This is a genomic window from Celerinatantimonas sediminis (assembly GCF_046054195.1).
Lineage (GTDB): Bacteria > Pseudomonadota > Gammaproteobacteria > Enterobacterales > Celerinatantimonadaceae > Celerinatantimonas.
On sequence record NZ_JBEQCS010000001.1, the window covers coordinates 395018 to 408766 of the forward strand.

Below are 13749 nucleotides of genomic sequence, written 5' to 3' on the forward strand. Positions count from 1 at the left end.
CGGGTGAATCAATTTTGTGGGAGCGTGCTTGCACCTCCCGCTAGGTTTGACTCCACACTGGAGAGAAACGTGAAAGACTTACTTAAGTTTCTTAAGCAACAAAATAAGACCGAAGAGTTTGAAGGGATCAAAATTGGTCTGGCTTCACCAGATCAGATCCGTAGCTGGTCATTCGGTGAAGTAAAAAAACCGGAAACGATTAACTACCGGACTTTTAAGCCTGAACGCGACGGTCTGTTCTGTGCCCGGATTTTTGGTCCGGTAAAAGATTACGAGTGTTTGTGTGGGAAGTACAAACGCCTGAAACACCGTGGTGTAATTTGTGAAAAATGTGGTGTTGAGGTAACTCAATCCAAAGTTCGTCGTGAACGTATGGGCCACATTGAACTGGCTTCGCCAGTTGCACATATCTGGTTCTTGAAATCGCTGCCATCACGCATCGGTTTGCTGCTGGATATGACACTGCGTGACATTGAACGTGTTCTGTATTTTGAATCATTTGTAGTGACTGAACCAGGCATGACGACGCTTGAACGTGGTCAGATGCTTACTGAAGAACAGTACCTTGATTCATTAGAAGAATACGGTGACGAATTCGAAGCAAAAATGGGTGCCGAAGCGGTACTTGATTTGCTGCGCCAGATTGACTTGGCTAAAGAAATCGAAGTTATGCGTGAAGAGTTGGGTTCAACTAACTCTGAAACGAAACGTAAAAAACTGACTAAACGCCTGAAATTAATGGAAGCGTTTGATCAGTCTGGCAACAAACCAGAATGGATGATCTTGACCGTTCTGCCTGTATTGCCACCTGATCTGCGTCCATTGGTGCCACTGGATGGCGGTCGTTTTGCAACGTCTGATTTGAACGATCTGTATCGCCGCGTGATTAACCGTAACAACCGTCTGAAACGACTGTTGGACTTGGCGGCTCCTGATATTATCGTGCGCAACGAAAAACGTATGCTGCAAGAAGCCGTTGATGCACTGCTGGATAATGGTCGTCGTGGTCGTGCGATTACAGGTTCTAACAAACGTCCTCTGAAATCTTTGGCCGATATGATCAAAGGTAAACAAGGTCGTTTCCGTCAGAACTTACTGGGTAAACGTGTGGATTACTCTGGCCGTTCAGTGATTACGGTTGGTCCATACCTGCGTTTGCATCAGTGTGGTCTGCCTAAGAAAATGGCACTTGAACTGTTCAAACCATTTATCTACGGCAAACTCGAAGCTCGTGGCCTTGCCACTACCATCAAAGCGGCTAAGAAAATGGTCGAACGCGAAGGTGGTGAAGTTTGGGATATCTTAGAAGAAGTTATCCGCGAACATCCGGTCATGCTCAACCGTGCACCAACATTGCACCGTTTGGGTATTCAGGCTTTCGAACCGGTGCTGATTGAAGGTAAAGCAATGCAGTTGCACCCATTGGTGTGTGCTGCGTATAACGCCGACTTCGATGGTGACCAGATGGCTGTCCACGTTCCATTGACGTTGGAAGCTCAGCTTGAAGCCCGTACATTGATGATGGCAACGAACAACGTGTTGTCACCAGCAAACGGTGATCCAATTATTGTTCCTTCTCAGGACGTTGTCTTGGGCTTGTACTATGCAACTCGCCCGAAAATTAACGTTAAAGGTGAAGGGATGTACCTCGAAGGTCCGAAAGAAGCTGAGAAGCTTTATCGTGCCGGCGTGGTTGACTTGCATGCGCGAGTCAAAGTACGTATCCGTGAAGTCGAAGTGGCTGAAGACGGTTCACGTATTGAAAAAATTGAATTAAAAGACACCACCGTTGGTCGTGCCATTATGTGGCTGATTTTCCCTGATGGTCTGCCTTTCTCACTGCTGGACAAAGCACTGGGTAAAAAACAGATCTCAAAATTGATCAACGTTTGTTATCGTCGACTGGGCCTTAAAGCGTCGGTTATTTTTGCTGACCAATTGATGTACACCGGTTATCACTATGCAACGCTGTCTGGTATTTCTATCGGTATTAACGATATGGAAATCCCACCAGAAAAAGCACAGATTATTGGTGATGCAGAAGCTGAAGTAACTGAAATTCAAGAACAGTTCCAAAGCGGTTTGGTAACAGCAGGCGAACGCTATAACAAAGCGATCGATATCTGGGCAACTGCCAACGATAAATTGTCTAAAGCGATGATGGCTAACCTTTCAACCGAAACAGTGATTAACCGTGACGGTGCAGAGGAAACCCAAGACTCGTTTAACAGTATTTATATGATGGCCGACTCTGGGGCTCGTGGTAGTGCCGCTCAGATCCGTCAGCTCGCTGGTATGCGTGGTCTGATGGCAAAACCTGATGGCTCTATTATTGAAACGCCAATTATTGCGAACTTCCGTGAAGGTCTGAACGTACTGCAGTACTTCATCTCAACCCACGGTGCTCGTAAAGGTTTGGCCGATACGGCACTGAAAACAGCGAACTCTGGTTATCTGACTCGTCGTCTGGTTGACGTTGCTCAAGACTTAGTCATCGTTGAAGACGATTGTGGTACTCACGATGGCGTAACGATGACTCCGTTAATTGAAGGCGGTGACGTAGTTGAACCATTGCGTGAACGTGTACTGGGTCGTGTGGTTGCTGAAGACGTTATCAAACCAGGTACAGATAATGAAGTCTTGGTTGAGCGTAACACTCTGCTTGATGAAAAACTGTGTGATATTTTAGAAACTAACTCAGTTGATCACGTTAAAGTTCGCTCGGTCATTAGCTGTCAGGTTGACTACGGTGTTTGTGCTAAATGTTATGGCCGTGACTTGGCTCGTGGTCATCAGGTTGGTATTGGTGAAGCTGTTGGGGTTGTTGCCGCACAGTCAATCGGTGAACCTGGTACACAGCTGACCATGCGTACGTTCCACATCGGTGGTGCGGCATCTCGTGCGGCAGCAGAAAGTAACATTCAGGTGAAAAACTCTGGTTCTGTGAAACTGCACAACGCCAAATATGTGAAAAACGCTGAAGGTAAAGTGGTTATCACATCGCGTTCAACTGAACTGACCATCATCGATGAAATGGGTCGTACTAAAGAAAGTCATAAACTGACTTACGGTAGTATCCTTGAAGCGCAAGATGGCGGTGAAGTTAAAGCAGGCGATATCGTTGCTAACTGGGACCCACATACTCACCCAATTATCACTGAAGTAGCAGGTCATATTAAATTTGTTGATATGATTGAAGGCGTAACCATTAGTCGCCAAACCGATGAGCTGACAGGTTTGTCTAGCATCGTCGTGATGGATGCTAACGAACGCTCTGGCGCAGGTAAAGAAATGCGTCCAATGGTGAAAATGGTTGATGACGATGGCAAAGATCTGTTGATCCCTGGTACTGATGTGGTTGCATCATACTTCTTGCCAGGTAAAGCGATTGTAAACCTCGAAGATGGTGCGCAGGTTAGCATTGGTGATGCACTGGCCCGTATTCCTCAGGAATCTGGCGGTACTAAAGATATTACCGGTGGTCTGCCACGAGTTGCCGACTTGTTCGAAGCTCGTCAGCCAAAAGAACCAGCTATTCTGGCGGAAATCGACGGTACAATTAGCTTCGGTAAAGAAACTAAAGGTAAACGTCGTCTGGTTATTACCCCGACCGATGGTGACCCATACGAGGAAATGATTCCTAAATGGCGTAACCTGAACGTGTTCGAAGGTGAAAAAGTCCAGAAAGGTGAAGTAATTGCCGATGGTCCAGAATCACCACACGATATCTTGCGTCTGCGTGGTATCCATGCGGTGTCTGCTTATATCGTCAACGAAGTGCAAGACGTTTACCGTCTGCAGGGCGTGAAAATCAATGATAAACACATTGAAACGATCGTTCGTCAGATGCTGCGTAAATGTATCATCAGCAATGCTGGTGATAGTAACTTCTTACCTGGTGAACAGGTTGAAGTGGCACGCGTTAACATCGAAAACCGTCGTCTAGAGTCTGAAGGCAAACAGGGCGCAACTTTCCAACGCGAACTGTTGGGTATTACCAAAGCATCGCTGTCAACTGAGTCATTTATCTCAGCGGCATCGTTCCAGGAAACTACTCGCGTATTGACTGAAGCTGCAGTAAGCGGTAAACAGGATGAACTGCGCGGCCTGAAAGAAAACGTTATTGTTGGTCGATTGATTCCAGCAGGTACTGGCTTTGCTTATCATCAGCAACGCCGTAGCCGCAACGAACCAGCACCACAGATTACTGCTGATGAAGCAGAACAGAATCTGGCAGACTTGCTTAACGCAGCCGATCAGGGCGAATAACGCACAACCTTTTATTGGTTTTAATTGCTTAAGGCGGCCTTCGGGTCGCCTTATTGTTTTGTGTGGCTAGTTATTGACAACAGCACTGAAGCTGCACAGACTAACTTTTTAGCAACATTGATAATGTTAGGAATTTATTATGGGAAAACAGATTATATCTACCGATGATGCACCTGCTGCAATCGGACCGTATTCACAGGGAACTAAAGTTGATGGGATTGTTTATGCTTCAGGCCAAATTCCGCTTGATCCAAAAACCATGACTTTGGTCGAAGGTGGTATTAAAGAACAGGCAAAACAGGTGTTAGATAACCTGATGGCCGTTTTAGAAGCAGGGGGTGCCGACCACTCAACTGTGGTTAAAACAACGTGTTTTTTAAGTGACATGAATAACTTCGCTGCATTTAACGAAGTCTATGGAACATACTTCAAGGAAACTCCGCCAGCGCGCTCTTGTGTTGAAGTCTCGCGCTTACCAAAAGATGTTCTGGTCGAAGTTGAAGCGATTGCCTGCTTAAAATAATGTCATTGACCTATACATTGCTGGTGACGAGTGCGGCCTACGGTCAACAAGGTAGTGCCAGTGCTTTGCGTTTTGCTAAAGCTGTGTCTGAGCAAGGGCATATTCTTAAGTCAGTGTTCTTTTATTTAGATGGCACATCCAACGCAAACAGCTTTTTGTCACCAGCATCTGATGAAAATGATATCTATAAGCTCTGGTGTGAGCTCTGTGAGCAAACTAAATGTCAGCTATTAGTGTGCGTGAGTGCCGGTGCGCGGCGTGGTTATATTGATTCATCGCAAGCAAAACACGCGATGTTTAATATTCATGAACCGTTTCAGGTGGCCGGTCTTGCCGAAATGACGATTGCTATGCAGCAAGCTGATAGGGTCATGCAGCTATGAAATCGATGCTATTTATCCTTACTCATGCCCCTCATGGCAGCTCGTTTGCTCGAGAAGGACTCGATGCAGTGTTAGCCGCTTCCGCGGTTTGTGAGCAGATAAGCGTGTTGTTTGAAGGCGATGGTGTTTGGCAATTATTAAAAGGCCAACAGCCACAGGCTATTTTACAGCGTCACATTGAGCCGACTTACGGCATGCTCAGCCTTTATGATATTGAAAACTGCTACGTGAGTGAGAGCGATCTTTTATCGCGCGCTGTTGAGCCATCTTTGCTGAGTATTGATGTTCAAGTGATTGATGATGCCGGCGTTGCAAAATTGCTTAGAGAAAACGCACTGATAGTGAGGTTTTGATGCTGCATATTTACCGCGATAGCCATTATCCGAGCAGCGATTTAGAGCGCTGCCTTTGCCAAATGGGTAAAGAAGACGTGCTGCTATTAATCGAAGATGGTGTCTACCTCACGCAATATCTCATCTTAGCGCTCAAAAAACTGGCCGAGCAAAACCAAGTCTTTATTCTCATTGATGACACAGATGCCCGCGGCCTTCATATTAAGGCACCATATCAGAGTGCGGACATGGCCAAATGGGTTAGCTTAAGCACCGAGCATGATAAATCACTAACGTGGTGACAAAGGCTGTGAAATATCATGACGAGAGCTTAAATTGGCAGTAAAATTAGCTTTCTAAAAGAGCACATAACCAAGGTCCTTGATGTTTTGTGAATAAGTGGCTCTGTTGCCTGTGATATCACTCATTAAAGCGTGCCGTATATCTTGACTCTGTTAGCTTAAGCGAATAAAATTTCGCCTCCCGCTAATTGCGGGGGATTTTTCACATGTTTAAAAAATTTGAACCAGGAGCTATTTTCAATGGCAACTATTAACCAGTTGGTTCGCAAATCGCGTAGCCCTAAAGTTGTTAAAAACAACGTACCGGCTTTGCAAGCGTGCCCACAACGTCGTGGTGTATGTACTCGTGTATATACCACTACACCAAAAAAACCTAACTCAGCACTGCGTAAAGTTGCACGTGTTCGCTTAACTAATGGCTATGAAGTAACTTCATACATTGGTGGTGAAGGCCACAACTTGCAGGAACACTCAGTTATTCTGATTCGTGGTGGTCGTGTTAAAGACTTACCAGGTGTTCGTTATCACACTGTTCGCGGCGCATTAGACTGTGCTGGCGTAAATGACCGTCGTCAAGGTCGTTCTAAATACGGTGCGAAACGGCCAAAATCTTAATGGTTCTCCGTTAAGTAAGGCCAAACATTCATTTTGCGAAGTTTTTTAATTTTCGTTTTGGGGTAACCTGAAGCATATCGGAGAATACTAAGATGCCTAGACGTCGCGTCATCGGTCAACGTAAAATTCTGCCAGATCCTAAATTCGGATCAGAATTGTTGGCTAAATTTGTCAACGTAGTAATGGTTGACGGTAAAAAATCTATTTCTGAAAAAATTGTATACGGTGCGCTGGATATTGCAGCTGAGAAATCAGGCAAAAGCCACCAAGAAATTTTTGAAGTAGCTCTGGAAAACGTGCGCCCAGCGGTGGAAGTTAAATCTCGCCGTGTTGGTGGTTCTACATACCAAGTTCCAGTTGAAGTTCGCCCAATTCGTCGTAATACCTTGGGTATGCGCTGGATGGTTGATGCAGCACGTAAACGTGGTGAAAAATCTATGGCTCAGCGTCTGGCTGGAGAAATCCTAGACGCAGCTGAAAACAAAGGTTCTGCGGTTAAGAAACGTGAAGACGTTCACCGTATGGCTGATGCAAACAAAGCGTTTGCTCATTACCGTTGGTAATTTCCTTGTCGCGGCAGTTCCATGCTGCCGCCTTTTTCTTTATCGCATTTTTTCTAAGGGGTTGCCCTTAGTAAGAGGATAAAATGGCTCGCACAACTCCAATCGAGCTCTACCGTAATCTCGGTATCGTTGCTCACGTGGATGCTGGTAAAACTACCACGACAGAACGTATCCTGTTTTACACAGGTCTGTCTCACAAGATTGGTGAGGTACACGATGGCGCTGCCACCATGGACTGGATGGAACAAGAGCAGGAACGTGGTATTACCATTACTTCTGCTGCCACGACTACCTTCTGGCAAGGTATGCAGGCACAGTTCCCTCGTCACCGAATCAACATTATCGACACTCCCGGACACGTAGACTTTACTATTGAAGTAGAACGTTCATTGCGTGTGCTTGACGGTGCTGTCGTGGTTTTCTGTGGTGCTTCAGGTGTTGAACCGCAGTCTGAAACTGTATGGCGTCAGGCTGATAAGTATCATGTTCCTCGGATGGTGTTCGTCAATAAAATGGACCGTGCCGGAGCTGACTTTGATCGTGTTTGTGATCAAATTCGTCATCGCTTGGGTGCAACCTGTGTGCCTATTCAGCTCAATATTGGTGCTGAAGATGCATTTGTCGGCGTGATTGACCTGATGAAAATGAAGGCGATCAACTGGAATGAAGAAGACCGTGGGATGACCTTTACCTACTCTGATATTCCTGCTGAATTGGCTGAAAAAGCCGAAAAAATGCGCGAGTACATGGTTGAATCTGCCGCAGAAGCCAATGAAGAACTGATGGAAAAATACCTTGAAGAAGGTGATCTATCAGAAGATGAAATTAAAACAGGTTTGCGTATCCGCACGTTAAATAACGAAATCGTGGTCGCAACATGTGGTAGTGCATTTAAAAACAAAGGTGTTCAAGCTGTACTGGATGCCGTGATTGAATTTATGCCTTCGCCAATTGATGTCCCATCAATTAAAGGTGAAGACGAAGACGGTAACCCCGTCGAACGTCATGCTAAAGATGACGAACCATTTTCTGCGTTGGCGTTTAAAATTGCCACAGACCCGTTTGTTGGTACACTAACCTTCTTGCGCGTCTATTCAGGGGTTGTGAACTCGGGTGACCAAGTTTATAACTCGGTTAAACTTAAACGTGAACGTATTGGTCGTTTGGTGCAGATGCACTCAAATGATCGTAAAGAAATTAAGTCTGTTTGTGCGGGTGATATCGCCGCTGCAATTGGTCTTAAAGACGTTACTACAGGTGATACGTTGTGCGATATGGACAACAAAGTCATTCTGGAACGCATGGAATTTCCTGAACCGGTTATTTCGATTGCTGTTGAACCTAAAACTAAAGCTGACCAAGAAAAAATGGGGCTTGCATTGGGTAAACTGGCGGCCGAAGATCCATCGTTCAGAGTTCAAACTGATGAAGAATCTGGCCAGACAATTATTTCTGGTATGGGTGAATTGCACCTGGATATCATCGTTGACCGTATGAAACGCGAATTTAAAGTGGAATGTAACGTGGGTAAACCTCAGGTTGCTTATCGCGAAACGATTCGTAAATCGGTTGAAGTTGAAGGCAAATTTATTCGCCAATCTGGTGGCCGTGGGCAGTATGGCCATGTATGGTTGAAATTGGAACCACAAGAACCTGGCACAGGTTATACATTCGAGAACAAAATTGTTGGTGGTGTTGTTCCTAAAGAATACATTCCAGCAATTGATAAAGGGGCTCGTGAGCAAATGTCTCAAGGGGTTTTGGCTGGGTATCCGATGTTGGATGTAAAAGTAACCTTGTTTGATGGTTCTTACCACGAAGTCGACTCGAATGAAATGGCATTTAAAATCGCCGCTTCTATGGGCTTCAAAAAAGGCGCTCTTCAGGCATCTCCAGCTCTGCTTGAACCGATGATGAAAGTAGAAGTGACTACCCCTGAAGAGTGGATGGGTGATGTTGTCGGTGACTTGAACCGTCGCCGTGGTATTATTGAAGGTATGGATGAAGGCGCAGTTGGCCTAAAAATCATCCGTGCCAAAGTGCCTCTGGCTGAAATGTTCGGCTATGCAACGGACCTGCGTTCTGCAACGCAAGGGCGTGCATCATACTCAATGGAGTTCCAAGAGTATAATGAAGCACCAAAAAATGTTGCAGAAGCTGTAATTGAAGCTAAAACTAAATAAATCCATTTAGACGAAGGCTTGGCTTTCACTGGCCTGACAATATAGAAGGTAAATACTGTGTCTAAAGAAAAATTTGAACGTACGAAACCGCACGTTAACGTTGGTACCATCGGTCACGTTGACCACGGTAAAACTACACTGACCGCCGCGATCACAACTGTTTTGGCAAAAACTTATGGTGGTGCTGCAAAAGACTTTGCATCAATTGATAACGCCCCTGAAGAACGTGAACGTGGTATTACTATTAACACTTCGCATGTCGAGTATGACACTCCAACTCGCCACTATGCGCACGTTGACTGCCCCGGACACGCTGACTATGTGAAAAACATGATCACTGGTGCCGCTCAGATGGACGGTGCGATTCTGGTTGTTGCTGCAACTGATGGTCCTATGCCTCAGACTCGTGAACATATCCTGTTGTCTCGTCAGGTTGGTGTTCCATATATCATCGTATTCATGAACAAATGTGACATGGTTGATGATGAAGAGCTGCTCGAACTGGTTGAAATGGAAGTTCGTGAACTGCTGACTGAATATGAATTCCCAGGTGATGATGTTCCTGTTATTCAGGGTAGTGCTCTGGGCGCGCTGCAAGGCGAAGCTAAATGGGAAGAAAAAATCCTTGAGCTGGCTAAAGCTCTGGATGAAAACATCCCAGAACCAATCCGTGATATCGATCACCCATTCCTGTTGCCTATTGAAGACGTATTCTCAATCTCAGGCCGTGGTACTGTGGTAACTGGTCGTGTTGAACGTGGTATTTTGAAAGTTGGTGAAGAAGTGGAAATCGTGGGTATTCACGATACTCAGAAAACAACTTGTACCGGTGTTGAAATGTTCCGCAAAATGCTGGACGAAGGCCGTGCTGGTGAAAACGTTGGTGCGCTGTTGCGTGGTACTAAACGTGAACAGGTTGAACGTGGTCAGGTTCTGGCTAAACCAGGAACAATCACTCCACATACTCACTTCGAAGCTGAAGTTTACGTACTGAGCAAAGAAGAAGGTGGTCGTCATACGCCATTCTTCAAAGGTTATCGTCCACAGTTCTACTTCCGTACAACTGACGTAACTGGTGCCGTTGAACTGCCAGAAGGCGTTGAAATGGTTATGCCTGGTGATAACGTTAAATTCACTGTTCAACTGATCTGCCCAATCGCAATGGACGAAGGTCTGCGTTTTGCGATTCGTGAAGGTGGTCGTACAGTAGGTGCTGGCGTGGTTTCTAAAATCATCGCTTAAGTTAAAAGCACAAACGATAAAAAACCGCCATTGTTGGCGGTTTTTTTTATCTCGATAATTTACCTTTTATGCCAATTACCTTTCAGGTGGTTAGCAGGGTTAATCAAGCCTATATATCGGGAATATAGGTATTATCCGGCGTTAGATAGATGTTCTGTGAGCGTCTTTGTTTAAACTGCTCAGCGAGCTTCGCAATTTGTGCCAAATCGGCTTTATCAAATTGAATCCCTTCAGGTTTAACCACACGGTCATAAAATATTTGTGTTTGTTCGCTAAATTGCTCGCCTTTTTTGGGTTGCGAGTTATCCATTGCGCTTAATAACGCCATTGCTTCAATCGCCCACGGTTTATCATGTTCTACATCGGCATCTTGTATGCGTTGGGAGTAATAATCGCGAATTGATATATCTCTATATTTTCTGGTTTGCCCTAATAATGTGTATTGGATAAACAGGCGATGGTAGTCATCTTGATTAAGTTCTTGGCGCGCAATTTTGATTAGATCCCCATCCACGATATATTGTCGGTCAGTTAACCATTGAGCAAGTTTGCTCAAAAGCTTTCTATCTGTTGCGCTCAGATAGGCTAAATGGCTGGTATAGCTGGTATCGACCCACAAAGGCAGATATTCACCGCGCTGATAGCTCAGTAGTAGCTCAGCTAAGGGGCGATAAAATTGATGTTTGGCCGCATCAATGGCAAAACTGACTTGCTTATCTAGCCCCGATGCATCGTAGTGGCGATAATTTTTGAGCTGAATTAATTCATATTTGGCTCGATAGTCGCCTTGCTTGGCTTTTTCAGCAAATAGCTTAGCGGCATAATTTAACCAAAAATCACGACAGTTGTTATCGCGCAGACACAGATGACCTTGTGTTAAATCGCGAGCAGCGTATGGGTCTTTATTGGCTGCCGCCATCTCTAAGAGTGTCGACTTGTCAAAGTAAAAAAACCTGGGATCTTTTATGCTACGCCCAGTCCACATATCAGAGTCGATGAGTTGCGCCGCCCAGAACATTGCTCTGGGATTATTCTGCATGATCAATTGTCGAAGCTGTTTAATCGCGTCATCACGGTGGCGTGCAAAAGGTAATTGTTTGAGTACAGCGTACAGAGGGTCGCTGCTTGGCAGAGACTGATAATGGCCTTGATGAATATCGAGCAAGCTCTCTAGCTGTGTTTGATAGCGCGCTAGCCCCTCATTTCTAGCCAACTGGTAGCTACTTGGATAAATTGCTTCAAATCCACAGACATAAAATCCAACAGCCAGAGAGCCTAGGATAATAAGGCAGGTACGAATGAGTCGAATCAGATAAATCATTAGGCAAGCCACCGCATAAAGGTTGATTTGATGGTTCGCACTTGTGGATATTGCTCTTGCAATAGGTGCTCAAACTGAGTGAATGCTTGTGCATTTTCAAATGTAACAACCATCTGCTTGTTCAGTTTTCGATTGATTAATTTAGCGTTTAAATAATTTGGATTTGGGCTAAACCACCAGTGTTCAGTTTGATTAAGCTCAATAGCTCTTTCTTGGACTTTTTCGATTCGTGGACAATGAAAGACCGCGATCAGTGCAATGGGATAAAGAATTAGCGCCGCTAAACTAAAGAGATAAATAGGCTGGAAGCTTGCTAACGTCATGGTTGTAAAAAAGGCGCCGATAATTAACAAGATAAACAATAACTGATAACAACGAAAAGCCCATTTCACTTTGCCTGAAAGCGGCTCTAACCAATAGGTTTGGTGAAGTTGAGCGTCCTTTAGCTCATAACGTACGCTATAGCAGCCGTTCCCCCCAGCATAATGGTAATAAAGGTGCACAGCGCCTAGTGCTAACACCAGATAGCTGACACATAACAGCGCAAAAGTTGTGACACTCCATAAAGAGAGTGGATTGAGCCAAGCATAAAGTATGACAAGTAATCCTGGCATAATATGTAAAAGTAGATGTTTGGTCACTAACAGGGCTTTGCTATAGTGATTTTGATAGGCATTTTCAATCTGCCAACGCAATGCCTGAGTTAAGTCGTCGTTATTTGGATTCATGAAGGCGCTCTCGCAGCATCTTTTGATTGAGTCTTTTAGGGTCATTAAACGTTACTGATGCAGGTTTGCTCGGCGGATTAATTAAATGACCTTGCAGGTTGTAAATAAGCGTGTCTCCAACCAAATTTCTGTTGCTAAAACCGAGCAACCTATAAAAATCAGAAGAGCTTTTAAAAATACGCTGTTTAAATAACTGACCTGTCGGATAATATTCTAATAATACGTAATTTTTACTGTTATTAATTGGCAAATAAGCGTATTGAAGATTGCCATTGGGATAATATCGTTCTTCACGTTTGATGGCTTTTTTCGGGTCAACCAGTTGATAATCTAAAATCTGACCCTGAGCGTCATAGGCTATTTTTTCTCGTTTTCTATGACCGTTGTCTTGCTCCCAGTAACCAGTAAACTTGCTGGTGCCATCATCGTTATACTCTAACAGCGCTCCATAGGTGGAAGGATCACGCTCATAGATATAATCTATGGCATAAGTACGTTGCCCCTGTTTATTTATAACCTGCCAGCGGCCATCGCGAATCAGTTCATCGGGCCCTTCTTTTAAGTCGTTGCTATCGGTGTCTCCAATATGGCGTTTGTGTAAAATGATATGAAATATCTGAAACTTGAGGTTGGCTTTAGCCTTGTCGATATAACTAAGGTCTGTATAGTCGCGGCCGTTTTCACTAAAGAATGAGGTTGCTTTAGCTTTTGGCATGACGCCAATCGTTTGGCCGGTGTAAGTAATTGTTCGGTCAAACATGCTGCTGCTATGGACTTTCCATTGCCAACGGTTGGCTTGGTTTGTTAATTTCCCTTCGATATAGGGCTTTAACTGCCGATCATGGGTTGTCTTGCGATAAATGTTGATGCTTTTAAGCTTACCATCGTCATAGCTTTCAACAATTTTAATATCATTAAAATCAAGGGGGTAGGTGGTAGTCCATTGACCATCTTTGCGACCATTTTTTACCGAACCGGTAAATTTTAGAAGGCTCCAACGGCGAATTCGTACCGATTTGCCATCTTTATTGACAGCATTATAAGCCAGCGATTGCCCATTAGCGGTCTGTAGTGTGACACCACCGGTGTATAAGTGGTTGTTCAGATAATATAAATTGTCTTTAAACGTTAATTTTTGAAGAGGCGTAGCAGCTTCGGCCCCTGTAAATAAACAACCCATTAACGTAAGAGTTAACGCGATGCGTCCTGCAAACGACATTATCATTAGCCAATTTTAGTTAATTATTAATAGACGCCATAGCATAGAGAATTTTAATTTAGAAAACCA

Annotated in this window: 12 protein-coding genes; 9 read left to right on the forward strand and 3 right to left on the reverse strand. The window is 44.5% G+C overall.

Going from position 1 to position 13749, the window contains the following annotated elements:
• Positions 1 to 69: 69 nt before the first annotated feature.
• From rpoC to tuf, 9 genes are all read left to right on the forward strand, one after another.
• The gene (gene rpoC / locus ABTQ23_RS01885) at positions 70 to 4269 is read left to right on the forward strand and encodes a DNA-directed RNA polymerase subunit beta' (RefSeq protein WP_408613920.1); all 4200 of its coding nucleotides are present in this window, start codon (positions 70 to 72) and stop codon (positions 4267 to 4269) included.
• Between the two features lie 139 nt (positions 4270 to 4408).
• Positions 4409 to 4792, forward strand: a complete 384-nt coding sequence (locus tag ABTQ23_RS01890) for a RidA family protein (RefSeq protein ID WP_408613921.1) — start codon at positions 4409 to 4411, stop codon at positions 4790 to 4792.
• Positions 4792 to 5175, forward strand: a complete 384-nt coding sequence (gene tusD / locus ABTQ23_RS01895; RefSeq protein ID WP_408613922.1) for a sulfurtransferase complex subunit TusD — start codon at positions 4792 to 4794, stop codon at positions 5173 to 5175. Before ABTQ23_RS01890 ends, tusD begins: the two co-directional genes overlap by 1 nt.
• The gene (tusC, locus tag ABTQ23_RS01900) at positions 5172 to 5528 is read left to right on the forward strand and encodes a sulfurtransferase complex subunit TusC (RefSeq protein WP_408613923.1); all 357 of its coding nucleotides are present in this window, start codon (positions 5172 to 5174) and stop codon (positions 5526 to 5528) included. Before tusD ends, tusC begins: the two co-directional genes overlap by 4 nt.
• On the forward strand, positions 5528 to 5809 hold the full coding sequence (gene tusB, locus ABTQ23_RS01905; protein ID WP_408613924.1) for a sulfurtransferase complex subunit TusB: 282 nt from the start codon (positions 5528 to 5530) through the stop codon (positions 5807 to 5809). The genes tusC and tusB overlap by 1 nt, the downstream gene beginning before the upstream one ends.
• A 240-nt stretch (positions 5810 to 6049) precedes the next feature.
• A complete protein-coding gene (gene rpsL, locus ABTQ23_RS01910) occupies positions 6050 to 6424 on the forward strand; it encodes a 30S ribosomal protein S12 (RefSeq protein ID WP_131912226.1) in 375 nt (124 codons plus the stop codon).
• 92 nt (positions 6425 to 6516) lie between these two features.
• On the forward strand, positions 6517 to 6987 hold the full coding sequence (gene rpsG / locus ABTQ23_RS01915; protein WP_408613925.1) for a 30S ribosomal protein S7: 471 nt from the start codon (positions 6517 to 6519) through the stop codon (positions 6985 to 6987).
• Between the two features lie 83 nt (positions 6988 to 7070).
• Positions 7071 to 9170, forward strand: coding sequence for an elongation factor G (fusA, locus tag ABTQ23_RS01920; protein WP_408613926.1), 2100 nt, complete (start codon positions 7071 to 7073; stop codon positions 9168 to 9170).
• 57 nt (positions 9171 to 9227) lie between these two features.
• Positions 9228 to 10412, forward strand: a complete 1185-nt coding sequence (gene tuf, locus ABTQ23_RS01925; protein ID WP_408613927.1) for an elongation factor Tu — start codon at positions 9228 to 9230, stop codon at positions 10410 to 10412.
• Positions 10413 to 10521: 109 nt separating this feature from the next.
• Here the strand turns inward: tuf and ABTQ23_RS01930 are convergent, their stop codons facing one another.
• From ABTQ23_RS01930 to ABTQ23_RS01940, 3 genes are read right to left on the reverse strand one after another with little or no spacing between them, the layout of a single operon-like run.
• The gene (locus ABTQ23_RS01930) at positions 10522 to 11733 is read right to left on the reverse strand and encodes a hypothetical protein (RefSeq protein ID WP_408613928.1); all 1212 of its coding nucleotides are present in this window, start codon (positions 11731 to 11733) and stop codon (positions 10522 to 10524) included.
• Positions 11733 to 12461: a hypothetical protein gene (locus tag ABTQ23_RS01935; RefSeq protein WP_408613929.1), complete on the reverse strand. Its 729-nt coding sequence runs from the start codon at positions 12459 to 12461 to the stop codon at positions 11733 to 11735. Before ABTQ23_RS01935 ends, ABTQ23_RS01930 begins: the two co-directional genes overlap by 1 nt.
• Positions 12448 to 13680: a toxin-antitoxin system YwqK family antitoxin gene (locus tag ABTQ23_RS01940; protein WP_408613930.1), complete on the reverse strand. Its 1233-nt coding sequence runs from the start codon at positions 13678 to 13680 to the stop codon at positions 12448 to 12450. Before ABTQ23_RS01940 ends, ABTQ23_RS01935 begins: the two co-directional genes overlap by 14 nt.
• Positions 13681 to 13749 lie beyond the last annotated feature (69 nt).